Source organism: Streptomyces sp. NPDC001100 (genome assembly GCF_053598575.1).
In genome coordinates, this window is the sequence record NZ_JBSFKO010000013.1 from 60,578 (window position 1) to 83,100 (window position 22,523).

Consider the following 22,523-nt stretch of genomic DNA (forward strand, 5'->3'; position numbering starts at 1 on the left):
CGGGTAGGAAACCGGGTCGGACGCGGCCGGACGGTCGCTCCCTGTGTGAACGAAGGGACGGTTGGGACATGACGTTGGAGCAGGCTGCCCAGGACGTGGTGGAAGCGGTCGTCGTGGACGACGCACGCCTGCTGCTGGTGAACGTGCAGGGCGGCTGGAGCCTCCCGTCCGGTGTCCCCGAGGAGGCCGAGACCGCACAGGCCACCGCTGCGCGCGTGGTGTACGAACTCACGGGTTACCTCGTGGACGGCTCAAGCCTTCTGGAACCCCGGACGGAGGGCGGATCGGCCGTGGTGTGTCACCTGTTGAGCGACGACCCGTCCGGGGAGGCTCAGCTCACGGCCGGGCAGCTCCGCTGGGCACCGTTCGCCGAGGCCGTCGCCGGCGGGCTGCCCGCACCCGTGCGCACCTACCTGGAGGGTCATACGCCCGTGTAGGAACCCCCGCCAGCACGCCACAATCGAGGCGGCGGCCGAGCAGGCCGGCGTCAGCCTGCAGGAGTACATCCTCTCGGCCGCCTACGCGCGGGCGACGGCCGTAGAAGAGCGGTTCCTCGCGGGATTCGAGGAGTCCAGGGCGCGCAGCGGCACGGCGTTCGCGGCCGAGCCGGGGACTGCGGATTTCAGTGCGGAGCAGCGGGCGGCCGAGGCGGAGGCACTGCGCGAACCAGAGCGCGGGGAGCAGGGGCACGCCGCGTGACCCAGCACGAACCGCCGCACCCGCTGGACGTCACGCTCCTGCTGCACGCCGCCGGGCTGCTCGACCGTGATCCCCAGGTCGACGACTACGGCCCGCTCCACGCCGCCGCCCCGCGCGTCGACGCCCTCTCGATGGAGCGCGACATCTACGGCTCCCTGCACCTCAAGGCGGCGCTGCTCCAGAACCTCGCCAAGTTGCCCTGCCTGGAACACTCCCACGAGGCCTTCGGCACGCCACCGAGGCCTGCCCGATCCTCAACGAGCGCCGCCTCGACTACCCGCCCAAGGCGGCCGTGGCGCTCGTCCGCGACGTGCCTTCCGGGGAACTGGGCGTGCCCAGGATCGCGCGCCGGCCGCGCGAGTGGACCAGCGCCTGAGCCTCCCGGACGGGCTTCAGGACGTCGCCTTCCGGATGCGCGCGAGCAGGGTACGCAGTTGTTCGCGGTCGTCGGCGTCCAGTTCGGCCGTCGCCTCCGCGAGCGCGAGGCCGTCGACCTCCTCGGCCTCACGATGGCACTCCCGGCCCTTGTCGGTGAGGCGGAGAAGGAACGCGCGCCGGTCGTGCGGATGGCGTACACGCTCCACCAGCCCGTCGCGCTCCAGGCTGTCGACAATGCTGGTAGTGGTGCGGGCCGAGACACCGGTCATCTCGCTCAAGTCCCGCATGCGCAGCGGCTGTTCGGCGTGGGCGAGCATTCGCAGGGCGCGCAGCCGGGCGACCGAGGCGCCGTTGGCGCGCAGCCGGGTCTCCACGAACTGCCGTAGCCGGTGGGTCGTCTCGTAGAGCTCGTCGATCAGGATGTCGCTGCTGCCGTGCACTGCCATGACGTTCCCCGTTCCCCGTTCCCCGTTTTCGCGATGAGGACCGATTCTACGTTCCTCGACCGCGACCTATGAGCACTCACATAGTGAGTATGCTCAGCATGTGCTGCTGTTCCGACGCCGTCCCGTCTCCCCCGTTTCCCCCGTCCCCCTCGCCTCCCGAATACGCCTCGGCCCGCGCCCGGGCCAGCGTCTGGTCGTGCCGGTCATGTGTGTCTGCGTGACGTTCATCGCGATCGTCGACGGAGCGATCACGACCGTGGCGCTGCCCTCCATCGCCCGCACGTTCCAGCTGACCACGGCCGCCCTGGACGGTGTGGTCGTGGTCTACCCGGTCTGTCTGGCCATGGCCATCCCCGCCTCGGCCTGGCTGGTGGAGCGGTTCGGCGCCAAGCGCGTGCTGCTCACCGCTCTCGGCGCCTTCCTCGGCTCGTCACTGCTGTGCGGCGCTGCGGCCGACCTCGCCCAACTCGTCGCCTTCCGCGCAGTGCAGGGGCTCTCCGCCGGACTGCTCTTCCCCGCCGCGTCCTCGCTGCTCTACAGCACCTTCAACTCGTGGGAACAGGTGCGGATCTCGCGGTACATGATCGTCCCGCAGCAGATGGCCCCGGCCGTCGCGCCGATCCTCGGCGGCCTGTTGGTGGACCACCTGTCCTGGCGCTGGGTGTTCTACGTCAACCTGCCGCTGGGTGTGCCCGCCGTGGTGTTCGGAGCGGTCTTCCTGGCCGAGCACCGCGGTCACCGGCCAGGCCGTTTCGACCTCACCGGGCTGCTGCTGAGCGCGGCGGCCCTGGGTTCCGTGATGTTCGGGGTCTGCGAGGGCCCCAACCGGGGCTGGTCCTCCCCCGCCGTCGTCACCGCCCTCATGCTCGGCGCGGTCCTGCTCACCGCCGCCGTCCTCTTCGAACTCCGCACCGCCGAACCGCTGTTGAGGCTCCGGCTCTTCGCGGACCGGCTCTTCCGTGACACCAACCTGATCAATCTGGTGGGCCTGGTGCCGATCCTGGGCGCCATGTACCTCGGCCCGCTCTTCCTCCAGCAGGGGCAGGGCCGTTCGGCACTGGAGTCCGGCACCAGCACCTTCCCCGAAGCCTTCGGTGTGCTGCTGACCGTCCAGGTCGTCGGCGTCCTGTACTCCAGAGTCGGCCCCCGGATCATCATCGGCGCCGGCCTGGCCATGGTGAGCGGGGTCCTGCTGCTCTTCGCCACCTGCGACCAGGACACCGGTCTGTGGACCTTCCGTACGTACATGTTCCTGCTCGGCGTCGGCATGGGCGGCGTCTTCATGCCGACCACGGTGGCCTCGCTGGCGACCGTCTCCCGCAGGGACCTGGCGCAGGCGTCGACTCTCAACACGGTCGTACGGCAGACCGGCGGCGCCTTCGCCCCGGCGGCGGTGACCACGGCCCTGGTGCTGAGTACGCCCGCCTCGGCCGCGGCGGATCCGCCCATCACCGCCTACCAGCACGCCTATCTCGCCCTGGCCGCCCTCGCCGCGGCGACCTCCCTCTTCGCCTTCACCATCCCCGACGGCCCGGCCCGCGCCGCCGCCCGCGGGACCACCGCGTCGGGCGGGACCGGTTCGCCGCGACGCCGGCATGAGGAGGCGCACTAACCGCCGGCGCCCTCAGGGACTCACTGGTGAAACCGACCAGGAATCACGGGAGTTGAGTACGGCGGTCGTAATACCCGGCCAGCTGTCCGTAGCCCTTGGAGACTGCCGTCACGCGCTCCTCGGGCACCGGGCCGCCGGCCTCCTCGACCAGGACAATGATCTTCTCCGGGCCCAACTCGCGGTTGGCCGGCATCAGCTGGTTCAGGGGTTCGCGGCGCACGCCCTCGTACCGGGCCAACGCCCGTACCGGATCGTCGTGGTGGGCGAGGGCCCAGGCCAGGACCGGAACATCGACGATGGACTGGGAGCCGCCGTCCATGCCCACGGGATACATGCGGTGGACGGCGTCCCCGACCAGCGTCACCCGGCCCAAGCTCCAGCGCGGCAGCGGGTCGCGGTCCACCATCGGGTACTCGTGGATGCCGGTGGAGTCGCGGATCACGGCGACGACGGCAGCCTCGTCGGCCAGGTCCGCACCGGAGAACCCCGGCGTGCCGCGTGCCACCTTCTCCAGGTCGACGTCCTTGCCGAGGCATTTGTCCTGCCAGTGCACCGCCAAGATCGCGGCGCGCTCGGCGAAGGCGGTGGTGTCGGGGCTGCGTGGTTACGCGCCGGCCGGGATGCCGTCGCGGCGGCGACTGCCTCTCGGCGGGGCCCGGTTGGCGAGCTCGGTGGTGAGGACGGGGTGGGTCCGCCGTACGGATTCCGCGGCGCGGATGAGGCCGGCGAGCTGGTGTAGGTCCGCCGTGCGGGTCAGGGTGGTGCAGAGTTCCGCGCCTTCGTGGCGGGCGTGTCCGCGCAGTTCTGTCGCCGGGTTCGTCCGCCGTGTCCAGATGGGGGGGAGCGCCTGTGGGAGTGCGGGCCCGTGAGGCGGAAGACACGTCCAGGTCCGTCGTGCGAGAACGGGCCCATCGGATACGTGTCGCGCGCGAACTTCTGGTGAGGGCTCGGGAGAGTCCGTACGGCCGCCTCACGGGTGCACTGTCGAGCATGTACCCCGGGAGCGGGCTCCGGCAGGGACCGGATGGCCCGTTCCGGAGGCCGAACGACCCCTGACAGAAAGACTCCTCACCGGTTTCGCCGGGCAGCCTGCAGGACAGTCGTGGTGGGTGACCGTGAAGGGAAGGGCTCCTACCAGGGGGCCGGTCGGTCCCTGGAAGGCGTCTTTCGGCCCCTGCTCCGGCAACCGCTTGCGGTGTGAGGGTGGGGAAGAAGCCACTCACGCGCCGGTTTGGGGACCGGCGTCGGCCGCCCGTGGCGGCACCTCGGGAGGGGGTGGGCCGGGTTGTCCCGGCTCACCCCTGCCGGGCCGACAGGGGCGACGGCCGGATGTGCACAGCCGACACCGACGGGCTCACGCGTCCGGGACCAGCACCACGGGACCTGCCGCGTCGCGTACGGCGGCGTGTGCGACCGCGCCCAGCCGAGGTCCGGTGGCGACGGTCCGCAGGCCGTGGCCGAGCACGGTGAGACACGACTGCCGGGCTGCGGCGACCACGGCGCCGGCGGGGACGTCCTCCACACAGACCTCCTCCACCCGCACGTCCGGGAACTTCTGCCTCCACGGCAGCAGGGCCCGGGTCAGCAGGTTCTCGGCCCGCCGAGCACGGGGCGAACGGCTGTGACGCCCTGGCATGACCGGGTAGGCGGGGAGGAGGCCGGGCGGCAGCCAGGCATACAGGGCGCGCACGGGGACGTCGCGCAGGGCCGCTTCCTCGAAGGCGAGGGAGATGACGCTGTCCCGCGGGTGGTGACCGGCGTCGAGCGCGAGCAGGACGGGGCCGTCCGGTGACTCGGGTGCCGGGCCGGCGGGGCGTACGAGGATGACCGGGAAGTCGGCCAGAGCGGCGGTCCTGGCACTGGTGGACCCCAGGAGGAGGCTGGACGTGGTGCCCAGGCCGTGAGCGCCGAGGGCGAGGAGTTCCGCTTCGGCGCCGGCGGTCAGCAGGGCCTCGTGGGGCGGTGCGTTGAGGAGTTCGGTGTCGATGTCGAGCACCGGATGGTGATTGCGCAGCCGGTCGACCGCCAGGTCGAGGGAGCGAGTGGCCCAACGCCGGCGCGCGGACGCCTCGGGTGCGTCGGGTGCCGTACCCGCGGACGCGGGCCAGGCGGCGACCAGGTGCAGTGGGCTGTTGCGGAGTTCGGCTTCACGGGCTGCCCAGGCTGCGGCGGCGAGGCTGGCGGCGCTGCCGTCGATTCCGGCGGTGACGGGTCGGCTCATGATCGCGCATCTCCGATCGGTGGTGCGGACGGAGTTCCCGGAGGGGAGCCGTGGGCTCGATCCCCACCTGTGAGGGAGGGGGGGCTGCTTCCACCTTTGCGGGAGCGCGGTGCTGGGCAGCAGGGCTTCCCGGCTCTCCCGGTAGGGCCGAACGGCCCCACTGCGCACGGCATGTCGGGGGAGTCCCGGTGCGGACCGAACCGGCGTGACCGAGGCCGGGGCGTTCCGCTGCTCGGGCGTCCGGCTGGGCGTTTGCCGCTTGTCAGCCGAACTCGACCGTGACCTCGGGCGAAACGTGCGGGGTGTTGTGGACGGCGCAGCGGCCGACCACCGCGCACAGGGTCTCGCGCAGGACCGGGTTGAGCGGGGCAGGCAGCAGGAGGCGTATGCGGACGGAGGAGAGGCGAGGTGCCGCGTCCTGCGCCGTCGCGAACTCTGCCTTGACGCGTAGGTGGTCGTACGGCAGGTGGAGGAGCCGAAGGAACCGGACCGCGTCACACGCGACGCAGGAGGCGAGGGAGGTGACGAACAGTTCCACCACTGTGGGGCCGTCGTTGTTCCCACCTGCCTCGACCGGCTCGTCGAGGGTGAGTTCGTGCCCGCGTACCAGGGCCGCGAACGCGTGGTCTGCGACGTGCGCGACCTCGATCCGCCCGGGTGGCGCCGCAGTGGCGTGGACGGTGTGCGGGACGTGGGAGTCGCGGGTCGGTGAGATGGTGGTCATCTCGTATCTCCTTCGCCAGGGCTGCCCCGTGCCCGGCGCACGCCGGGATCAGGGGGAATCAGGTCCGGGGCCGGGTGGCCGGGGTGAGCCAGGACAGGGCGCGGCTGATGTCGGCCAGGGTGACGATGCCGACGAGATGTCCGTCGTCGAGGACCAGGGCCCTGCGGTCCCTGCTTGCCTCCAGGCGGGGCAGCAGGTCCACGACCAGGTCGTCCGGTCCGGCCGTGGTCACGTCGGACAGGGCGCGCATCACGTCACCGATCAGCGTGGTCGAACGGGCCTGGAACGGCACCCGGTTGACTAGCGCGACCGTTACCAGGCCGACCGTCGAGCCGTCCGGGGCGAGGACGGGGAAGGCGGAGTGCCGGTAGCGGCCGAAGGGGCCCTCGGCCAGGAACCCGGCGACGGACACCGTGGCCGGGACAGTGACCGGGTCGTGGGTCATCACACGGCTCACGGACATCTCGTCCAGGACGCCGCGCAGTTGGGCCTGCCGTTCCTCGGCGGTCGCGGTGGCGATCAGGAACCAGCCGATCAACGCGGGCCACAGTCCGGACAGATCACCTCCGAAGAGCAGCGCCGCGAAACCGGTGAGGATCATGAACCAGCCCAGCACCCGGCCCGCCGCGGCAGCACCGCGGGTGGCGCGGACCGGGTCCCCGGTGCGGTGCCACAGGAACGCGCGCAGCAGCCGGCCTCCGTCCAGCGGGGCGGCGGGCAGGGCGTTGAAGACGGCCAGCACGATGTTGATCGCGGCCAGCCATGCCACCGCCTCGACCACCAGTTCTGATGTGTGCAGGGCCTCCAGCCACAACGCCACCCCGGTGAACAGCCCGCCGACCACAGCGCTGGTCAGCGGCCCGACCGCGGCGATGCGCAGCTCCGCGCCGGGCGTGGGTGCCTCGCCGCGCAGCCGTGCGACGCCGCCGAGCATCCACAGGGTGATGCCGTCGACCTGGACGCCGTTGCGGCGGGCCCCTATTGCGTGCGCGAGTTCGTGGGCCAGCAGCGAGGCCAGGAACACCACCGCGGCCAGCAGGCCGAGGGACCAGTACACCCAGGCAGGACGTCCGGGATGGGCGTCGGGGAAACGGCCGGCCGCGAGTGTGACGGTCACCAGCATGACGATGACGAGCACACTCCAGTGCAGGCCGATGCGGACTCCGGCGATCCGCCCCAGGGAAAAGGTCTCCTTCATCGGTGGTTCCGCCTCTCCACGCCCGGTCCCGGAAGCCCGGGTCCCCCGCCGTCGGCCGCGAGGCCGAGCGCCTCGCCTCGCATGGCCGGGCGGGACGAACGCGATCCGCTCACTCCGGCGTGTCCAGCCACTGGGCGGCCAGCTCCCTCAGCCGCTCCTCCTTGGCCCGCAGTCGCCGGCCCTCCGTCTGCCAGGCGCGACGAGCCTGGAGACGCCGGCGCGGCGGCTCACGCCTGCGCCAGTCCTCCAGCGCGACGGCGGTGCAGGTGTCCTCGACGACCAGCACCATCACGCTGGGAAGCCGGAGCGCTGCCTCCACTCCGACGATGCGCTGCGCGCACCGCAGGGCCAGAACGGCCGTCGGGCGCCTGCGCGACCGGCGCCAGGGGATCGTGCTCATGGTGACCTCCTCCAGACGTCCTCCCCGCGGTGCCCGTGTGGTGCGTCGTGCTGTCGTACGGCCGGGCGTGTCGTCACTCTGCCCGCCGGGCGCAGGCTTCGGCAGAGGCCGACCGGGCCGTCACCCGGCCGACCGGCCCATCATCGGGTGCGATCACGGGTCGGTCCGGATGTCCGAGATACGCCGTGTGGCAAGGTCGGATTGGATCATCAGGCGGGTGTGGTGAACCTTGTGGGCGGAGTCCTGCCAGGTGAGTGTGGCCCGGGTCCAGCAGTGCCCCATACCGCTGTCGTTGTAGACGACCTTCCACCCGGTCGGAACGCTCGTGCCGCGCAGCACGCCGTCCATGTGATGGACCGCCTCCCAGCGGGCGAGACCGCGACGCAGATCGGCGGTCAGATAGTGGCTGCGGAGGGCGTTGGTCAGGCGTCCGTGGCCGGAGTCGTTGAGGGCGTCGGTGTAGGCACCGTAGAAGTCGGCGACGTGGTCGACGGTGGACTGCGGGCTGCCGCTGCGGCTCAGATCGGCAGAGGTGGGTGTAGTGACCGTGGTGGCTGCCGGGGTGTCCGCCCTGACACCGATAAGGGTCGCCGGTGCGATCAGTCCGACCGCCAGCACCGCGGCGCCCAGGAAGACATGGTGAAACGCACGGGATGTGGGCATGGCCCTCTCCTCTCCTCTTCTCGTCCGTGCGGGGGCCAGAGGCATTCATTCCTCATCTTCAATACACCCCTTCGGCGCGAGGGAGGCCGGGGGCCAAGTGGCCCTGCGAAGAGGGCCGTTCGGCATCCCCTGTGGGCCGTCTTCGAGGCGCCCGGCCGTGGCCCGGGGCTTCGGTGGTCGTCATACCGGGCGACGTGGCGGTACGTGCGTCCCTGGACGGGCGACATGAGCCGTGAGGAGGTCCGGGCCAGTTCGGCGACGATGTCGAGGGCGTCGGGCTCAGCGAAGGCGTGTGGCACCCGGGACGACGGCGAGTCCGTGTTCGCAGTGCGTCCGGTCGGCGGCGAGACGGCTGCGACTGAGGCCCTGGGAGTCCCGGCTGCCCACGATGAACAGGGTTGGCGCCTCCACTCGCGCCAGGACGGCGGGGGTGGCCGGTTCGGGGCGCCCGCCTCGGGAGACGATCGCGCGGATGTCGACGCCGTGGGCCCGGTGGCCGGGTCGGTCCGCAGGTACCGGATGGCGCGCGGATTTTCCCGTGCTGATCACTCTCACCCGGCCCGTTCACGCGTGACGGCTCGCGGAGCAGCGCGTTCCGGCCCTCCGCGGATCACGCGGACGGGGGAGGTTGCCTCCAGCGGATTTCGGTCCTGAGCCGCGGGTGACCGTCTGGCGTGCGGTGGAGTCGCATGCCGCCGGAGGGGCCGCCCGGGTTCCCGGGGGACCGGCTCCGTCGTCGTGTGCAACCGGCTGCCAGGCCGGCGAGGCGGCGGGTACGAGCGGAGGGGATGTCCCCGCAATCGCTCCTCACGCAGTTCACCGACCGCCCACAGGCCGTCGAACGCATCCAACAGGTCGGGGACGACCTCGACGAAGCCATCGAGATCATCCGCTCCACGATCTACGCCCTCGGGCGGCGCGGGGCCGCCGGCGATACCGGCCTCCGGGCCCGGCCGGCGGCCGAGACCGGTCGCGCCTCCGCCATCCTGGGCTTCAGCCCCGCGCCACGGATGACCGGTCTGCTGCACACCCTGGTCGCCGACAGGATCGCCGACCGGTTGCTCGCCGTGCTCCGTGAGGCCCTCGCCAACGTCGCCCGGCAAGCCCACGCCACCGCCATGGAGATCAGCACCGAGGCCTCCGCCACACACCTGACGCTGCAGGCTACCGACAACGGCCGCGGCACCGACCCCACCCGCACTCGCTACGGCGGACCGGCCACCCTCCACACCTCTGCCAACGAACTCGACGGCACCCTCACCCTCGCGCCCCGCCATCCCACCGGCACCACCCTTGAGCGGACCGTCCCCCTTCCCGCCGGCCACGGCTGAACCTTCTGGCAAACGTCCCTGTGCCGGGGACCGTTCGGCCCAAGCGGCAGGCACACGCGGCACACGATGCTGGACACAGGGCGGCCTTGCGGCCCGCGCCGAGCCCAGGTGACACGCGGTGTGCCGGTGCCTCGTAGCTTGCGCACCGCCGCACGATCCGCCCGTCCCCGGGACCTCGCGACAACGACGTGGTCCTCATTCTGAGGAGCAGCTCATGGGAGTCCTGGTCTTCCTTCTGGTCGTCGTCGCAGTGCTTGCCGTCCTGGCACTCGCGATGGCCGTGAAAATCGTCAAGCAGTACGAGAACGGTGTGCTGTTCCGCTTCGGCCGCCTGGTCGGAACCCGCGATCCGGGGCTGCGGATCATCATCCCGTTCGTCGACGTCCTGCACCGGGTGTCCCTGCGGATCGTGACCATGCCCATCCAGTCCCAGGGCATCATCACCCGGGACAACGTGAGTGTGGACGTGTCCGCGGTCGCCTACTTCCGGGTGGTCGACGCAGTAAAGTCGGTCATCGCTGTCGAGAACGTCCACGCGGCGATCAACCAGATCGCCCAGACCACCCTGCGGAAGGTCGTCGGACAGCACACACTCGACGAGACCCTCTCCGAGACCGACCGCATCAACCTCGACATTCGTGAGATCCTCGACGTCGCGACCGTGGAATGGGGCGTCCAGGTCACTCTCGTCGAGCTGAAGGACATCCAGCTCCCCGACACCATGAAGCGCGCCATGGCCCGCCAGGCCGAGGCCGAGCGGGAGAAGCGAGCGAAGATCATCAACGCGGAGGGCGAGTCCCTGGCCGCCGCCGCACTCGGGGACGCCTCCGACACGATGATGGCCCACCCCCTCGCCCTCCAACTCCGCAATCTCCAGAGCCTGGTGGAGATCGGCGTCGACAAGAACACCACCGTCGTCTTCCCCGCCCCCCTTATGAGCACCATCGGCGAACTCGGCTCCTTCCTCGCCCGGGAAACGGCGGCCGCCGCCTCCCCGGCGCCGGCCGCCGACCTCGTCAAGCCTGACCTCCGTCCGCTGACGACCGGGGTGCAGGAGAGCCTCTGAGAGCACACGCCGAGCCGGCCCGATCCGTACGGTAGTCGGCACGGCTGTGGCAGGGAGAGCGGACTTCCAGGAGGTGTACCGGGCGCGTCGGCGGGGAGTTCGTGAACGCCGGCACTGCCGTCGGACCATGGGGTCCGGTTCCCGCGTCTCCGGCGGACTGCTGTGCAGGCCCGAATCCGGGGACTATTGTGGGCGGTGCCGCCCTGGTCCCCGGCCGCGCCGCTTTCACCGCGATGTCGCACCCGATCGCTCCGCTCACCTGTCGCAGAGTCGGTGTCTCGATTCCTCCACACGGTGCACCTGGGTGATTCGATGCGTCCAGCGGGGATCTCCTCCCGCCCCGCCCTTCTTCGGCAGGCCATCGAAGCCCTGGCGGTGCTGATGGACGTACTGCTCCTCCCCGCAGTGTCCCGGTTCGCGTTGCTCGGCACGATGATCGGGCTGTCCTCGTGGGACTACTCCCTGATCGCACCACGGCAGCTCGAAGAACACGCTGCAGCGGCGGCTCACACGCCGCTTGAGCGTGCACCTGCTCCGGGACTCTCCTCAACCTGGCGTGCCTGCGCACCCCGCCGCATCAGCCGACCACCCCGATAGGAGGGGGAAGCATGAACTGCTACGACTGTCACCAGACCGGGACGACCACCGCTGCCGTCGCCGTCTGCCGGAACTGCGGAGCCGCCCTCTGCCCCGCTCACATCAAGGTCAACCCGCAGCATCTGGAGCGGCCGGAAGGCATGGGTGTGACCACCCTCAAAGAACCTGCTCGCCGCATCACGTGCCTCACCTGTCATGACGCGGAGCACCAGTTCTGACCTGGCCGCGCCATCGGCGACAGCGTCAGGCCACAAGCCCGGGAAGTGACTCGGAGTCGTCGATGAAGGCGCGGGCCAGGTCGGACAAGCGCCGGTTGTGGGAGCGGGCGTAGCCGCGCAGGATGGTGAAAGCCTGTTCCATGTCGACGCTCCGGCGTTCGGCGAGTTTCCCCTTGGCCTGCTCGATCAGGATGCGGCTGTTCAACGCGGTCTGCAGCTGTTCGTTGAGCACCATACTGCGATGAACCACCCGTTGTTGCAGGAGGTTGATGGTGGCGACGTCCGCCAGCGCCTGAGCAACAGATGCGACTGCAGAGTCGAAGGAGCCGGGATCGGCGCGGAAGAGGTTCAGGACACCGACGGCCTCGTCCCGCAGCCGCATGGGCAGCGCATGGACCGCGCTGAAACCACTGCGCTGGGCGGCCTCCGCAAAGCGGGGCCAACGTACGCCTTCAGCACCCAGGTCGGGGGCAATCACAGGTGCGCCGCTGCGGAAGGCTTCCAGGCAGGGGCCTTCGTCGTTCTGGAGCTGGAAGAGCTCCAGCAGGCGTGCCTGTTCGTCGGACGCGGCCATCACGCGCAGTTGGCCGTCGCGGTCGGCGAGCATGACCCCGGCGGCACTTACGCCGAGGATGCCGACGCAGCGGTCGGTGAGCAGGCGCAGGAAGTCGATCAGGTCGAAGTCGGCGACCAGGTTGTCGGCCAGCTCGACGAAGGTCTTGGCCAGGAGCTGCTGATTCAGCATGAACACCTCGTTGGGGACCGGTCTCGCCGGGAGGACGCGGGACGCGCGGCACCTTCACCGGCCGGCACCGGTGCATCAGGTTCGCTGGTCGGTCCGGGCGGGTTCCGCATGCGGGGACCGGCGTTGCCGGTGAACCACCACGCCGGGACCCGAAGCCCCCCAGACCCGGGATGTTGCGGGCGCCAAGGGGCAGTGGCACGCGTATGTCCGGTGCCCGGCACGATGCTGGGAGAGAGACACGAAGGCACCTGTCACCAGTCGGTCCGGCACGGTTGTGCGACGGCTGCCCGGGGAGGCGGCCTTGCCCGTGGGCGACGAACGGTTCAGGTGCCGCCGTCGTGGTGTGACGCTGCCTCCCGTCGGTAGTGGTCACGCCAGATCAGCCGGTACACCCTGGTCCATCGAGGAATCGAGCGGACGCCGGGGATGAACGGGACCAGGACCAGAGCGAGACTGAGCAGCGCCATGACGCCCCAGACCAGGGCGTCGGCGTTGCCGGACGTGCTGAACGGTTTGATCTGGTACCAGAACGTGTACAACCACAGCCACGCCTGTCCCGGATAGTTCCCGGTCTCGTTCGTCATTCCCCACTGGTCGCCGCCGAGGTGCTGTGCACGGGCCAGTGATTCCAGGTAGGAACCGTCGTTGAGGAACAGCAGAGGCCGCGTGTAGTCGGTCTGGTAGAAACCGCCCTCCGCCAGGAGCTGACCGTCCAATGCCCCCGAGCGTGCCAGGGTCAGGAGGCGGGCGGTGAGTACCGGCACCGGACCGTAGGAACCCGCTTGGACCTTGCCGGGGTCGCCGCCCGGGGCCTTCCCCAGGGCATCCGTGTAGGCCGCGGTCCAGGACTGCTGGCGGGTGACGGGGGCACTGGTCCAGGTGTCCAGTGCGGCGTTGACCGCAGGGGCCGCCGGCGCGTGGCGCAGCGGGTTCAGTACGAAGTCGTGTGCGGTGTCGATCGGAATCCGCACGCCGCCGGCGCTCTGCAGACCGATCGGACCGAGCTTCTGGGCGGCTCCCGGGGTGTGGCTGTACGGCGCTCCGTACTGGGCGGTGGCACTGGTGCCACCGAGTTCGGCCACCGCGGTCACCGTGAAGTCGGCCCCGTCGGCACGTGACCAGGAGGCCAGGGTGACGGGCTTGTCGTCCGGTGAGGAGAAGAGCGCCGCCAGTCCGGCGGTGAGCAGCACGACCGCCAGCAGCGCGATCGTGAACTCCTTGACCAGGTCGTAGGGCCTGGTGGGGAATGCGGCAGGATCCGGTGTGGCGCTCTCGCGCCGGCTCCCGTTCACGGCTGCACCTCGCTCGGCTCGGGCTCGGCTTCCGTCTCTGCGGTTCGCGGGGCCCCGCCTTCGGGCGTGTGCGCACCGATGGGAGGGACGATGCCGCGCCGCCGTACCAGCAGGATGTGCCAGACCGTCAGCAGGCCCAGCGCCAGGGGCAGCACCACGATGTGCCACATGAGCATCTGCCCGAAGTCCAGGACGTTGAAGTACGCCCCGATGCCGACCGAGTTGAGTCCGTCCTTGGCCTGGACCGCGATCCACTGGGCGTCGAAGTTCTGCTGTATCAGGTAGCCGGTGAAGCAGGTGCCGACGGAGGCGAGGAAAGCCACCGCGCCCGTGGCCCAGGTCATGGCCCGGCCACCGCGCCAGGCGGCCATGAAGAACTTGCCCCACAGGTGAACCACCATGAAGAACATGAACAGTTCGACGCTCCACAGATGCAGGCTGTTGACGTACCTTCCCGCGCCCGAGACGTGCCACCAGGCGGGCCCTTCCAGCGCCAGCAGTCCTCCGGTGACCAGGACGACGATCAGCGCGGCCACGGTCAGGACGCCGAAGACGTAGACCCACGACGCCATGTACGCGGGCTGGGTGTCGGGCAGCAGCTTCTCCGGAGGCAGAGCCCGCATCCCGCGCCTGCGCAGGGCCGCGGTCCAGCCCTCGTCCACCCGCACTCGCCCATCCCGGCCGTCCTGCCCTGCGGTGGCACTCACCGTCGGCTCCGTCCGCGCGGGAACGGCACAAGGACCGCGGCGACGAAGACCAGCACCATGACGCCGATCACCACGAGATTGGCTACGGACACCTGGATCACGCCCCAGTGGACGTAGTGGCCGTGACCGCCGAGATCAACAGGGGCCGCGAGCAGAGGACTTCCTTGCCACAGAAGGGGAGTCATGAGGCGCTCCAATGGGCTTACGAGCCGAGGGGCTTCTGTCGTGCCCACGGTGGCTCCCCCGGGAGGAGCCGTGCCATGGGCCGAAAGGCCCGTCCTCCGGGAAATCATTCCGTGTGAAGCGTGTGAGGGTGGATGGTGCACTCCGCTGGCGGAGGGGGATCCGACCTGGCACGGATTTCTGCATCGTGCGCGCCTCAGTCGACTGACGGTGCGTCCCTCTGCGCTCCGTCACGGGGGTCCGGCACCGTCCCGCCACTCGGGTGGCCCCCTGGCCTCCCCGGCAAACAGACTTTCCCGAGAGCTGGTTGGGGGCTCTCACCGGATTCCCGATGCCCGCGGCGGCGGCCGAGCTTCGGCAGGGCGGGCAGGGCGAGGAAGCCCTCGGCGCGGGCGGCGGCGAACACGATGCGGGGCAGTTCGCCGCCCGTCTCGAACAGGAGATAGCGCGGCTCCCACACGGGCCGGTACTTGGCGTTGGCCCGGTAGAGCGATTCCAGCTGCCACCACCGGGACAGGAAGGTCAGCACGGAACACCACAGCCGCAGCACGGGACCGGCACCCAGCCGGGAGCCGCGCTCGAAGACCGCCCGGAACATCGCGAAGTTCAGCGACACCCGCTCCACGCCGAACTCCCGGGCACGCAGGAGCAGTTCGATGACCATGAACTCGATCAGACCGTTCTCGGAGCTGCGGTCCCGGCGCATCAGATCCAGCGACAGCCCCTTTTTGCCCCACGGTACGAAGCTGAGGAGGGCCCGCGGTCGCGCCGCGCTGTCGTGGCACTCCAGCATGACGCAACGGCCGTCCAGCGGATCGCCGAGCCGCCCCAGTGCCATCGAGAAGCCGCGCTCCGTCTCCCCGTCCCGCCAGTGGTCCGCCCTGTCGACCAAGGTGACCATGTCGGACTCCGGGATGTCCTCGTGGCGGCGGATACGCACGGTGTACCCGGCCCGCCTCACGCGGTTGTGCGCCTGACGGACGCCACGCATCGCGCGCCCCTCCAGGGTGAAGCCGACACGGTCCACGATGGCCTCGTCGCCCAGCTCCAGGGCGTCCAGACCGTGCCGGGCATAGATCGTGCCGGCCTCCTCGCTCGCACCCATCACGGCCGGCGTCCACGCGTGCCGGCGCGCCTCACGCAGCCACACCTCGATCGCGCCGGGCCACGCCTCGGGATCACCGATGGGGTCGCCGGAGGCCAGGACCACACCGCCCACGACCCGGTAGGTGATCGCTGCCTTCCCGCTCGGGGACCAGATGACGGCCTTGTCGCGGCGCAGCGCGAAATAGCCGAGCGAGTCCCGCTCACCGTGCCGGGCCAGCAGCGCGCGCAGCCGCTTCTCGTCGTCCTCGCCCAGGAGTTCACGACCGCGCGGGGCACGGAAGCAGGCGTAGAGCACGAGGAGGAAGGTGACGGCCGCCAGGACGTTGATCAGAGCGTCCACCCAGCGGGGCGCCACCACGGAGTCGAGGTGGTCGGCGAGCGGGCCGACACTGACACTCCGCAGCAGGGTGTAGGCGATCCGGTCGCCCAGCGGTGCGCCGGAGACCCGGTTGGTGGCGCTCACGAGCAGCGTGCCCAGAGTGCCGCTCACCACCACCCCGCCGACCGCCACGGCCAGCGCGAGGCGAGGGTTGGAGCGGTCCCCGACAGCCTGGAACTCCCCATGCCCGAGCAGCAGTGCAATCACGAAGAGGCCGGTGAACAGGGCCGACAACCAGTTGAGGCCGTGCCGTTGGTACTGGACCTGGGTCAACGCCAGGACGTAGAGCGTGAAGAGCGGACCGGCCAGCAGCATGTTGAACATCCACGCGGCGCGCTTGCGGCGCCGCATCACCACGGCCAGGAACATCGCCAACGCCGCCGAGACCAGACCCGCGGTGGCGAGATAGGGAGTGAAGAAACCACCTGCGTTGTGCTCACGCACCTCTTCCCGGAACGGCAGCGAAACCACCGCCACCAGGTTCAGCAACGCGACCACCCGCAGGTACCAGACCGTGGCCCCGGCCGCCCACGACCGCAGCCGTACGCGAAGCCCGGGCCGACCGGCCGGACCCGCAACCCGCTCCCCGCCGTCTCGCCCCCGGGACACCGGTTCCGATCGCCGTGCAGCCATGACAGTGAACCCTTCTACGTTCACAGGCACTGGGACTGTACGCAGGAAGTGCACCACAGTCGCGTGCCGCGCTCCTGCCGAACGCCGTCCGCTCCTGACCGAACGTCCCGGAACAGGCGGGCCGTTCGCTGCCACCATCGACGCATCGAGGCCCTCGCGCGCGCAGAGAGCGTCGTGTGGCCGCAGTACCTCGGCGATTCATCAAATGGCTCGAACCGACGGGCCACGCCCAGTACGAGCGTCTCCCGGCTCCGCAGCCTCGGACAGCACTGCGGTGCCCTGCCGACCGGGATCTCTCCCGTGCTTCCTCCGGTCGCCACATCTGTCTCGGGCTGCGGGATGATCTGTCACCACCCAATGTGAGGCTGGGCCGTCAGGTAGGCGCGCCCGGTGTGTGGTGCACGGCAGTGCTGAAGCGGGCGGCGCGGCGGCGCAGGCGGCGACGTCGTCGCACTCCAGGCCGGTGACCTCCACGAGTCGAAGATCGGCCGGCACGATGTCACCGAGCCGCAGTTCCACCACATCGCCGGGGACCAGCGCTGTGACATCCACCAGAGCGGCCCTGCCCCCGCGTACCGCCACGGTCTGGTGATGGATCTGTGAGTGCAGTGCCTCGGCCGCCTTCTCGGCCCGGTACTCGTTGACGAAGCCCATGCCCACGGACGCGCCCACGATCAGCCCGATGATCACCGCGTCGCTTCGCTGCCCGACCAGGAAGGACGCCACAGCAGCCCCTACCAGCAGACCCAGCAGCGGCGAGCGCAGCTGATGCCACAGCACGGGGAACACTCTGGCCCGGTGTGTGGCCACCGCGTTGGGGCCGAACTGCGCCTGGCGACGCAAAACCTCCGCGCCCCCCAACCCCTCACCGGCGACGACACCCAGCGCACGAAGGACGTCGCCCCCTGGCGAAGCCGCCGCCGACAGCACGCCCGGCGCGAGGACAGACGACTGCGCGGGAGCGGAGACACTCACGCGGGCCCGCTTCCGGGGCCCGGGTCGCCGCACTCTGATGTTGCAAACCGGCCGCTCCACCGCTGCCGGCACCGCTGCTGGGTCATACGCGTCGCCGCCCTGAGCATATTGCCCGGTGAGGACTCGGGCTCAAAGGCCGGGAATACTCCGTCCGTCCAGCATCGCACTCATCACTGTCCAACGCCGGGTCTGCGCCGCCCCGAGGAGGAAGAACCGGCTGAATTCCCGCGTGCCTGTGCACCAGGTGATGCCAGCCGCCCTCTGTTACGGCAGCTGTAGATCGTGATCCTGAGCGCGTTGCCGTTACTGCGGTTGAACTCCTGGTGCTGGGGCTGTTTCTGAGGTCCGGTCTCCTGCTGGAAGCTCGACCAGTCGATCACCTCGTCGACCGGGAGGCCGACCCGGTCCGGGTCATCCGGATCGCCATGACGTCGCTGTACGTGGACCGGCTCCCGGCGTGCCGCACGGCGTTGCGGCGGGTGCTGCGCGACGGGCGGGACAACAGCTCGCTCACCGTGGAGATCCAGGGGCTGGCGTACCTGGGCCGGGATCATTTCGCGGCCGGCCAATGGGACGAACTGGAGGCACAGGCCGCGCAGGGCCGGGACCTGGGGGAAGCCCACAGCTAGCAGCTCCTGCCGACGGAGTTCCTCTACCAGCGGGCGCTGGTCGCCGCCGCCCGAGGCGACGAGGCCGCCACCCGGACCCTCACGGACGAGATGACCCTGTGGGCGACATCGCGCGGGGTGGGTTCCTACCTGTCGTGCGCCTCGCACGCGCGGGCCCTCGCCGCGCTCGGCAAGGGCAGGGTCGAGGACGCGTACCGGCACACGTGCGCCATCAGCCGCGCGGGGGAGCTCGCCTCGCATGTTCCGGCCGCCCTGCTCGTCGTCATGGATCTCGTCCAGGCGTCGGTCCGAACGGGACGGGCGGCGGAAGCGACGGCGGCGCGCGAGGCCGGCATCGCCGCGATCTCGCCACGGCTCGCCCTGCTGGTGAAGGCGTCGGAGGCCATCGCAGCCGTCGACCACGAGGCGATCGGCCTGTTCGAGGAGGCACTCGCGGTACCCGCCACGGACCGCTGGCCCTTCGAACTGGCCCGGGTCCGTCTCGCGTACGGCGAACGCCTCCGCCGTGTGAAGTCCACGACGGAGGCACGCACCCAACTCGCCGACGCGATCGACACCTTCGAACGGCTCGGCGGCCGCCCTGGACGGCCCGGGCGGGCAACGAACTGCGGGCGACCGGCCTGTCTGTCGGCGCCGGCGTGGCCGGCCCGGCGTCACTGACACCGCAGCAACGGGAGATCGCCCTCCTGGCGGCAGCTGTTTCCCAAGCTGGGCGTGGCCTCACGTGCCGCACTGCGCGACGCGCCGGCGGACCTGCCGCCCGGGTAGAGCGGAAGCGGCGATCAGAAGATGCCCTGCCCCGGTACCAGGATGCCCTTCGGGTCGTACGTCCTCCTGGCCTCGGTGAACCGGTGCCAGACCGGGCCGAAGTGCCGTCTCCAGTCGGCGTGTCGGAAGGGGATCGAGCCGACCGGGTACTGCGTGCCACCGGCCGCGCCGACCGTGTCGTAGGCGGACCGGTTGGCGCCCAGCAGCCGCTGCACCGTGGCCGTGTCCTCGGGCGGTGTGGTGCGCAGGACGGCGAAGAGGTACGGCACCGGGTCGTCGGGCATCCGCAGCAGCGGGGTGTGCAGGCGCTCGCGCAGCAGCGGGTAGAGGAGTACGACGCCCGGTCCCAGGTCGGCCGGGGTGAGCGCGTCGAGGAGGGTGGTGGCGAGGTCTGCGGTGCTGCGGCCGGGCAGCAGGAGGTTGAGCCAGGGGTGGGCGTAGGCCCACAGGCCCGCTTCCTTCAGGGCGGCGACGGAGGGGGCCAGCCGGTCGAGGAAGTCGTAGTAGCCGAGGTCGGTGATCTGGACGCCGGACGCGGTGTGCCGCAGGCCTCTCAGGAGCGTGGTGTCGTCGGGGGTGTCCCCCACGGGCGGTCCGTAGGCAACGGCCTCGATGGTGAACTGGTCGAACGCTCCGGCGGTGTCCGCAGCGACCTGGCCCTCGACGTACGCGAACCGTCCCTCGGTGGCGAGGAGGCGCTGGTCGCCGAGGAAGGTCCGCAGGTCGGTGTAGGGCAGGAGGTAGTGCCGTACGGTCTCCGGGGCGCGCACCAGGCGCAGGGTGGCGCCGACGATCACGGCGCACTGGCCGAGTCCGGCGAGCACGGCGTGGAACAGGTCGGGGCGCCGGGTGGGGGAACAGCGGAGCAACTCCCCCGCGCCGGTGACGACTTCGAGTTCCAGGACGTTGTCGACCTGTGCGCCGTGCCGGTGGGTCTGGCCGCCCAGGCCGCCGACGGACAGGGTGCCGCCGACGGAGAGTTCCAGGTAGTCCGTGAAGACGGGCGGGGTCAGGCCGTGGGCGAGGGTGGCCTTGGCGACGTCGCTCCACTTCGCGCCCGCCCCGACCGTGACCCGTGAACCGTCCGCCTGTACGGGCCCGATGGAGGCGAGCGGCTGGGTCTCGATGATGAGCCCGCCCTCGACCTGCGCCTGCCCGTTCGTGCCATGTCCCTGTCCGCGCGGCGCCACGCGAAGGCCGTGCCGATTGCAGAACCGCACCATCGCGACGACGTCCCGCACGGAGCCGGGCCGCAGTACCGCGGCCGGTCTGCGGTGCACGATGTGCCCGAAGTCGTCGGCGTCGGCGGTGAGCAATGCGTCGTCGGTGAGCAGCGTCCCGTCGAGCCGCGGCACAGCGCTCGACGTTCGTCCGGAGTCGGTCACCGCCCAACTGCGGGTGAAGGGGTCGAACCCGACGACCACGGCCGAGGCACCAACCAGGCCGCGCAAAGCAGTACGTCGAGACGGCGTGCGGGTCATACGGTCCTCCCGAGACCGGCCGGATGTGACGATCAACGGCAGCTCAGTCTAGGCATGTTGGGGTCCGGGAAGAGGTTGCGACGCGACGGTCGCGGGACTGGTGATCCAGTCCGAGGCGCATCCGCACGTAGTCGCCGCCGCCCGGACCGGGCCGCCGGTGCCCGTCCGGCCGCCAGCCGTGCCGGGCGTAGAAGGCCTGGGCCCGGCTGTTGCTCTCCCATGCCTCCAGCACGCCGGTGGTCAGTGAGGCGTCGCGGAGGAACTGTACGAAGGCCGCGTGGAGCCGGCTGCCGAGGCCTTCGCCCCAGCGGCCGGGGCGGACGTGGATCTGGTAGAGCTGGCCCGTGGTCGTGGCGTCGACGTCCGCTTCGTAGGGCGGGCCCATCGCGAGGATGCCCACCAGCTCGCCTCCTCGTTCCGCGCACAGGACCGTCCTGTCGGCGGAACGGACGGCACGAGCCCAGCTCTCCCGTCGGCGGGCGCGTGCGTCGGGAGAAGTGAGTTCCGCGTCCGGCACTCCGCCCACGCTGTAGTACGCCGTGCGGGCCAGGGTGTGGAGGTCGGTGATCTCGTCCACGTCGTCGAGGTGCGCGGTGCGCAGATGCGTCTGAGAAGTCGTCACGATCACGTGACACGGTCACGTCGGGCCCTGGTTCCCCATCCACGCCCGGGTGCCGAAGGACGCGCAGGCCCGGGAGGCGACCGCGGCCGCCGAGCGGAGTGCGGAGACGCATGCCTCCGTTGTCGGGCCACCGCCCCGGCGTGCGAGGTGATGGGCGAGGACACCGTGCAGGACGTCGCCCGCGCCCAGGGTGTCCGCCACCCGGACCGGGGGCACCTCCACCGTGCCTTCGACGTCCCGAGCCGCCCAGGCAATGGGGTCCGCTCCCCCGCTGACCGCCGACCAGGCGACCCCGTGTTCCCGCAGGAACCGCAAGGTCTCCGTCGGTGTGTGCGTGCCGGGCGGGTGGAAGTCGGACGAGCAGACGGCCACGTCGATCAGCGGAAGCAGGTCCTCGGTGCCCGGTTTCCAGCTGCCGCCGTCGAACACGGTCGTACGGCCGGCGGTACGCGCGGCGCGGGCTGCGGCCACGGCCAGTTCCATGTGGTGGCCGTCGAACTCGACGATGTCGCAGGCCGCGACCAGCGCGTCGAGGTCGTCGGGCGGGGTGAGCCGGTGGCGGGTCGCGTTGGTGGAGGCTACGGCGCGTTCGCCGGTGGACGCGGTCACCAGGACGGAGGACACGGCGGGCGGCTGCGTCGAGGCGGCGGCGAGGTCGGTCACTGTCACGCCCAGTGCGTGCAGGTCCGCTGTGGCCACAACTCCCAACGGGTGGCGGCCGATTGCCGTCACCAGGCCGGCCGCGCCGCCGAGGTGGGCGAATGTCACGGCCGCGTTCGCCGCCGGGCCGCCCGCCGCGACCTCCTGGTCCCGGGCGGTCAGTTTCTCGTTGGCACCCGGTGCATGGTCCACGAGCTGGATGACATCGAGGGTGCACAGTCCGACGAACAGTCCTGCGGGACGCTCTCTCACCATCAGCGACCTCCTCGCGCCATTTACTAACAATTGGTTGAGCAGTCCAGACTGATAAATCTAGTGTGAGCAACCATGAAGGTGGACAGTCCGAACAACACTGCCCGGCTCGCGTCCGATCTACGGCTCGCGGTCGGGCGGGTGACCCGGCGCCTGCGTCAGGCGCGCGCAGTGGGAGACGTGTCGCTCTCCGGGGTCTCGGTGCTGGCCCGGCTCGCACGGGACGGATCGGAGTCGCCCACGTCCCTCGCCGAGCTGGAGCGGGTGCGCCCGCAGGCGATGGCGAGCACGCTCGCGCTGCTCGAACAGCGCGGGCTCGTCCACCGCAGCCCCGACGCCGCGGACCGACGGCGGAGCATCCTGGCGATCACGGACGAGGGCCGCGCCATGCTGGCCGAGCGGCGCTCGGAGTCCGTGCAGCGCCTCGCCGCCGTCCTCGACGGGTTCACCGAGGCGGAGCGCGCTGCGCTGGCATCCGCCCTCCCCCTCCTCGACCGGCTTGCGGAGCGCCTGTGACCGCGAGCGCCCACATACCCG

The 22,523-nt window shown here is 70.8% G+C and carries 25 protein-coding genes and 1 pseudogene; 10 read left to right on the top strand and 16 right to left on the bottom strand.

Annotation, left to right across the window (positions count from 1 at the left end; translation table 11 throughout):
- Nucleotides 1-68: 68 nt before the first annotated feature.
- The 3 genes and pseudogenes from ACWDEW_RS20405 to ACWDEW_RS20415 all read left to right on the top strand — a co-directional run bounded on the left by ACWDEW_RS20405 (nt 69) and on the right by ACWDEW_RS20415 (nt 1,075).
- Nucleotides 69-437, top strand: coding sequence for an NUDIX domain-containing protein (locus ACWDEW_RS20405; protein ID WP_450514361.1), 369 nt, complete (start codon nt 69-71; stop codon nt 435-437).
- The gene (locus ACWDEW_RS20410) at nt 424-699 is read left to right on the top strand and encodes a hypothetical protein (protein WP_450514517.1); all 276 of its coding nucleotides are present in this window, start codon (nt 424-426) and stop codon (nt 697-699) included. The genes ACWDEW_RS20405 and ACWDEW_RS20410 overlap by 14 nt, the downstream gene beginning before the upstream one ends.
- Nucleotides 696-1,075 (top strand): annotated as a pseudogene (locus tag ACWDEW_RS20415) (fic family toxin-antitoxin system, toxin component). The gene ACWDEW_RS20410 and the pseudogene ACWDEW_RS20415 overlap by 4 nt, the downstream one beginning before the upstream one ends.
- A 16-nt stretch (nt 1,076-1,091) precedes the next feature.
- On the opposite strand, the gene ACWDEW_RS20420 reads toward ACWDEW_RS20415, so the two are convergent.
- Nucleotides 1,092-1,523 carry a MarR family winged helix-turn-helix transcriptional regulator gene (locus tag ACWDEW_RS20420; RefSeq protein WP_450514362.1) on the bottom strand — a complete coding sequence of 144 codons (432 nt, stop codon included), beginning with the start codon at nt 1,521-1,523 and terminating at the stop codon, nt 1,092-1,094.
- Between the two features lie 205 nt (nt 1,524-1,728).
- Here ACWDEW_RS20420 and ACWDEW_RS20425 point away from each other — a divergent pair, with 205 nt between their 5' ends.
- On the top strand, nt 1,729-3,135 hold the full coding sequence (locus tag ACWDEW_RS20425) for a DHA2 family efflux MFS transporter permease subunit (RefSeq protein ID WP_450514518.1): 1,407 nt from the start codon (nt 1,729-1,731) through the stop codon (nt 3,133-3,135).
- 43 nt (nt 3,136-3,178) lie between these two features.
- Here ACWDEW_RS20425 and ACWDEW_RS20430 read toward each other — a convergent pair whose 3' ends face one another.
- From ACWDEW_RS20430 to ACWDEW_RS20455, 6 genes are all read right to left on the bottom strand, one after another.
- Nucleotides 3,179-3,688, bottom strand: coding sequence for an FAD-dependent monooxygenase (locus ACWDEW_RS20430; RefSeq protein WP_450514363.1), 510 nt, complete (start codon nt 3,686-3,688; stop codon nt 3,179-3,181).
- A gap of 801 nt (nt 3,689-4,489) precedes the next feature.
- Nucleotides 4,490-5,356: a universal stress protein gene (locus ACWDEW_RS20435; RefSeq protein WP_450514364.1), complete on the bottom strand. Its 867-nt coding sequence runs from the start codon at nt 5,354-5,356 to the stop codon at nt 4,490-4,492.
- 262 nt (nt 5,357-5,618) lie between these two features.
- Nucleotides 5,619-6,080 (bottom strand): OsmC family protein, encoded by a 462-nt coding sequence (locus ACWDEW_RS20440; RefSeq protein ID WP_450514365.1) that lies wholly within the window; start codon nt 6,078-6,080, stop codon nt 5,619-5,621.
- Nucleotides 6,081-6,138: 58 nt separating this feature from the next.
- Nucleotides 6,139-7,278, bottom strand: a complete 1,140-nt coding sequence (locus ACWDEW_RS20445) for a site-2 protease family protein (protein WP_450514366.1) — start codon at nt 7,276-7,278, stop codon at nt 6,139-6,141.
- Nucleotides 7,279-7,387: 109 nt separating this feature from the next.
- Complete coding sequence (locus ACWDEW_RS20450; RefSeq protein WP_450514367.1) at nt 7,388-7,678, bottom strand: hypothetical protein; 291 nt, start codon at nt 7,676-7,678, stop codon at nt 7,388-7,390.
- 153 nt (nt 7,679-7,831) lie between these two features.
- Nucleotides 7,832-8,341, bottom strand: a complete 510-nt coding sequence (locus ACWDEW_RS20455; protein ID WP_450514368.1) for a hypothetical protein — start codon at nt 8,339-8,341, stop codon at nt 7,832-7,834.
- Between the two features lie 788 nt (nt 8,342-9,129).
- Between ACWDEW_RS20455 and ACWDEW_RS20460 the strand changes: the two genes are divergently transcribed.
- The 3 genes from ACWDEW_RS20460 (at nt 9,130) to ACWDEW_RS20470 (ending at nt 11,553) form a co-directional block, all read left to right on the top strand.
- Nucleotides 9,130-9,672, top strand: a complete 543-nt coding sequence (locus ACWDEW_RS20460) for a sensor histidine kinase (RefSeq protein WP_450514369.1) — start codon at nt 9,130-9,132, stop codon at nt 9,670-9,672.
- 214 nt (nt 9,673-9,886) lie between these two features.
- Entirely contained in the window at nt 9,887-10,738 is an 852-nt protein-coding gene (locus ACWDEW_RS20465; RefSeq protein WP_450514370.1) for a slipin family protein, read from the top strand.
- A gap of 608 nt (nt 10,739-11,346) precedes the next feature.
- Nucleotides 11,347-11,553 (top strand): DUF2180 family protein, encoded by a 207-nt coding sequence (locus ACWDEW_RS20470; RefSeq protein ID WP_450514371.1) that lies wholly within the window; start codon nt 11,347-11,349, stop codon nt 11,551-11,553.
- Nucleotides 11,554-11,578: 25 nt separating this feature from the next.
- On the opposite strand, the gene ACWDEW_RS20475 is transcribed toward ACWDEW_RS20470, so the two are convergent.
- From ACWDEW_RS20475 to ACWDEW_RS20500, 6 genes are all read right to left on the bottom strand, one after another.
- Nucleotides 11,579-12,295, bottom strand: a complete 717-nt coding sequence (locus tag ACWDEW_RS20475) for a GAF and ANTAR domain-containing protein (protein ID WP_450514519.1) — start codon at nt 12,293-12,295, stop codon at nt 11,579-11,581.
- A 326-nt stretch (nt 12,296-12,621) separates the two neighbouring features.
- Nucleotides 12,622-13,590 (bottom strand): hypothetical protein, encoded by a 969-nt coding sequence (locus tag ACWDEW_RS20480; protein WP_450514372.1) that lies wholly within the window; start codon nt 13,588-13,590, stop codon nt 12,622-12,624.
- The gene (locus tag ACWDEW_RS20485) at nt 13,587-14,297 is read right to left on the bottom strand and encodes a cytochrome b N-terminal domain-containing protein (protein WP_450514373.1); all 711 of its coding nucleotides are present in this window, start codon (nt 14,295-14,297) and stop codon (nt 13,587-13,589) included. The genes ACWDEW_RS20480 and ACWDEW_RS20485 overlap by 4 nt, the downstream gene beginning before the upstream one ends.
- Entirely contained in the window at nt 14,294-14,482 is a 189-nt protein-coding gene (locus ACWDEW_RS20490) for a hypothetical protein (protein WP_450514374.1), read from the bottom strand. The genes ACWDEW_RS20485 and ACWDEW_RS20490 overlap by 4 nt, the downstream gene beginning before the upstream one ends.
- A 194-nt stretch (nt 14,483-14,676) precedes the next feature.
- Complete coding sequence (locus ACWDEW_RS20495; protein WP_450514375.1) at nt 14,677-16,599, bottom strand: phosphatidylglycerol lysyltransferase domain-containing protein; 1,923 nt, start codon at nt 16,597-16,599, stop codon at nt 14,677-14,679.
- A gap of 201 nt (nt 16,600-16,800) precedes the next feature.
- Nucleotides 16,801-17,574, bottom strand: coding sequence for a cation-transporting P-type ATPase (locus tag ACWDEW_RS20500; protein ID WP_450514376.1), 774 nt, complete (start codon nt 17,572-17,574; stop codon nt 16,801-16,803).
- A 425-nt stretch (nt 17,575-17,999) separates the two neighbouring features.
- Here ACWDEW_RS20500 and ACWDEW_RS20505 point away from each other — a divergent pair, with 425 nt between their 5' ends.
- Complete coding sequence (locus ACWDEW_RS20505; RefSeq protein ID WP_450514377.1) at nt 18,000-18,203, top strand: hypothetical protein; 204 nt, start codon at nt 18,000-18,002, stop codon at nt 18,201-18,203.
- A gap of 90 nt (nt 18,204-18,293) precedes the next feature.
- Nucleotides 18,294-18,863 (top strand): hypothetical protein, encoded by a 570-nt coding sequence (locus ACWDEW_RS20510; protein ID WP_450514378.1) that lies wholly within the window; start codon nt 18,294-18,296, stop codon nt 18,861-18,863.
- 122 nt (nt 18,864-18,985) lie between these two features.
- Here ACWDEW_RS20510 and ACWDEW_RS20515 read toward each other — a convergent pair whose 3' ends face one another.
- The 3 genes from ACWDEW_RS20515 to ACWDEW_RS20525 are packed head-to-tail and all read right to left on the bottom strand — an operon-like array spanning nt 18,986 to nt 21,989.
- On the bottom strand, nt 18,986-20,452 hold the full coding sequence (locus ACWDEW_RS20515; RefSeq protein WP_450514379.1) for an FAD-binding protein: 1,467 nt from the start codon (nt 20,450-20,452) through the stop codon (nt 18,986-18,988).
- 43 nt (nt 20,453-20,495) lie between these two features.
- Nucleotides 20,496-21,074 (bottom strand): N-acetyltransferase family protein, encoded by a 579-nt coding sequence (locus ACWDEW_RS20520; protein WP_450514380.1) that lies wholly within the window; start codon nt 21,072-21,074, stop codon nt 20,496-20,498.
- Between the two features lie 15 nt (nt 21,075-21,089).
- The gene (locus ACWDEW_RS20525; protein ID WP_450514381.1) at nt 21,090-21,989 is read right to left on the bottom strand and encodes a PfkB family carbohydrate kinase; all 900 of its coding nucleotides are present in this window, start codon (nt 21,987-21,989) and stop codon (nt 21,090-21,092) included.
- A 72-nt stretch (nt 21,990-22,061) separates the two neighbouring features.
- On the opposite strand from ACWDEW_RS20525, the gene ACWDEW_RS20530 reads away from it, so the two are divergent.
- Nucleotides 22,062-22,502, top strand: coding sequence for a MarR family winged helix-turn-helix transcriptional regulator (locus tag ACWDEW_RS20530; RefSeq protein WP_450514382.1), 441 nt, complete (start codon nt 22,062-22,064; stop codon nt 22,500-22,502).
- Nucleotides 22,503-22,523: the final 21 nt, after the last annotated feature.

Coding starts and splice junctions, on each gene's coding strand:
- ACWDEW_RS20405 (WP_450514361.1), top strand. CDS start 69: ATGACGTTGGAGCAGGCTGCCCAGGACGTGGTGGAAGCGGTCGTCGTG.
- ACWDEW_RS20420 (WP_450514362.1), bottom strand. CDS start 1,523: ATGGCAGTGCACGGCAGCAGCGACATCCTGATCGACGAGCTCTACGAG.
- ACWDEW_RS20425 (WP_450514518.1), top strand. CDS start 1,729: ATGTGTGTCTGCGTGACGTTCATCGCGATCGTCGACGGAGCGATCACG.
- ACWDEW_RS20435 (WP_450514364.1), bottom strand. CDS start 5,356: ATGAGCCGACCCGTCACCGCCGGAATCGACGGCAGCGCCGCCAGCCTC.
- ACWDEW_RS20440 (WP_450514365.1), bottom strand. CDS start 6,080: ATGACCACCATCTCACCGACCCGCGACTCCCACGTCCCGCACACCGTC.
- ACWDEW_RS20445 (WP_450514366.1), bottom strand. CDS start 7,278: ATGAAGGAGACCTTTTCCCTGGGGCGGATCGCCGGAGTCCGCATCGGC.
- ACWDEW_RS20450 (WP_450514367.1), bottom strand. CDS start 7,678: ATGAGCACGATCCCCTGGCGCCGGTCGCGCAGGCGCCCGACGGCCGTT.
- ACWDEW_RS20455 (WP_450514368.1), bottom strand. CDS start 8,341: ATGCCCACATCCCGTGCGTTTCACCATGTCTTCCTGGGCGCCGCGGTG.
- ACWDEW_RS20460 (WP_450514369.1), top strand. CDS start 9,130: ATGTCCCCGCAATCGCTCCTCACGCAGTTCACCGACCGCCCACAGGCC.
- ACWDEW_RS20465 (WP_450514370.1), top strand. CDS start 9,887: ATGGGAGTCCTGGTCTTCCTTCTGGTCGTCGTCGCAGTGCTTGCCGTC.
- ACWDEW_RS20470 (WP_450514371.1), top strand. CDS start 11,347: ATGAACTGCTACGACTGTCACCAGACCGGGACGACCACCGCTGCCGTC.
- ACWDEW_RS20490 (WP_450514374.1), bottom strand. CDS start 14,482: ATGACTCCCCTTCTGTGGCAAGGAAGTCCTCTGCTCGCGGCCCCTGTT.
- ACWDEW_RS20495 (WP_450514375.1), bottom strand. CDS start 16,599: ATGGCTGCACGGCGATCGGAACCGGTGTCCCGGGGGCGAGACGGCGGG.
- ACWDEW_RS20505 (WP_450514377.1), top strand. CDS start 18,000: ATGACGTCGCTGTACGTGGACCGGCTCCCGGCGTGCCGCACGGCGTTG.
- ACWDEW_RS20510 (WP_450514378.1), top strand. CDS start 18,294: ATGACCCTGTGGGCGACATCGCGCGGGGTGGGTTCCTACCTGTCGTGC.
- ACWDEW_RS20515 (WP_450514379.1), bottom strand. CDS start 20,452: ATGACCCGCACGCCGTCTCGACGTACTGCTTTGCGCGGCCTGGTTGGT.
- ACWDEW_RS20525 (WP_450514381.1), bottom strand. CDS start 21,989: ATGGTGAGAGAGCGTCCCGCAGGACTGTTCGTCGGACTGTGCACCCTC.
- ACWDEW_RS20530 (WP_450514382.1), top strand. CDS start 22,062: ATGAAGGTGGACAGTCCGAACAACACTGCCCGGCTCGCGTCCGATCTA.